The organism is Paenibacillus sp. GCM10012306 (assembly GCF_042649265.1).
In the GTDB taxonomy this organism is placed as follows: Bacteria; Bacillota; Bacilli; order Paenibacillales; family Paenibacillaceae; genus Paenibacillus_AQ.
Window position 1 is genome coordinate 1 of sequence record NZ_JBHRYW010000035.1, and the last position, 1054, is coordinate 1054.

The 1054-nt window shown below is 62.1% G+C and carries 1 protein-coding gene and 1 pseudogene; both read left to right on the forward strand.

The features are described from left to right. Positions 1–595, forward strand: a pseudogene (locus ACFORK_RS29040) (hypothetical protein); the annotation flags it as partial. After that, positions 592–1054: hypothetical protein (locus ACFORK_RS29045; RefSeq protein ID WP_379205551.1), on the forward strand; the 463-nt coding region annotated here is incomplete at its 3' end. The pseudogene ACFORK_RS29040 and the gene ACFORK_RS29045, both read left to right, overlap by 4 nt.

Consider the following 1054-nt stretch of genomic DNA (forward strand, 5'->3'; position numbering starts at 1 on the left):
ACGGGAGCAACAGGGGCAACAGGAGACACTGGTGCAACGGGAGCGACAGGAGCAACGGGAGACACTGGTGCAACGGGTGCCACCGGAGCGACAGGAGCAACTGGAGCAACAGGAGACACTGGAGCAACAGGAGCAACAGGAGCAACGGGAGACACTGGAGCAACAGGAGCAACGGGTGCAACAGGAGCGACAGGAGCAACGGGTGCAACAGGAGCGACAGGAGACACAGGAGCCACCGGAGCGACAGGAGACACTGGAGCAACAGGAGCAACTGGAGCAACTGGAGCAACTGGAGCAACTGGGGCAACGGGTGCAACAGGAGACACTGGAACAACGGGTGAAACTGGAGCCACCGGAGCGACAGGAGACACTGGAGCAACAGGAGACACTGGAGCAACAGGAGCAACAGGAGCAACGGGAGCAACAGGGGCAACAGGAGACACTGGTGCAACGGGAGCGACAGGAGCAACGGGAGACACTGGTGCAACGGGTGCCACCGGAGCGACAGGAGACACTGGAGCAACAGGAGCAACAGGAGCAACCGGAGCGACAGGTGACACTGGGGCAACGGGAGCCACGGGAGCCACAGGAGTGACCGGAGTGACAGGTGCAACGGGAGCGACTGGAGTTACAGGTGACACGGGATCCACAGGAGCAACCGGAGCGACAGGTGACACTGGGGCAACGGGAGCCACGGGAGCCACAGGAGTGACCGGAGTGACAGGTGCAACGGGAGCGACAGGAGCGACCGGAGTGACAGGTGACACAGGAGCCACCGGAGCGACAGGAGACACTGGAGCAACAGGAGCGACAGGAGACACTGGAGCCACTGGAGCAACAGGAGCGACAGGAGCAACTGGAGCAACTGGGGAAACGGGAGCAGCAGGAGCGACCGGAGTGACAGGAGCCACTGGAGCGACAGGAGACACTGGAGCAACTGGGGCAACGGGTGCAACAGGAGACACTGGAGCAACAGGAGCAACGGGAGACACTGGTGCAACAGGAGACACTGGAGCGACCGGAGTGACAGGTGCCACTGGAGCAACGGGTGAAA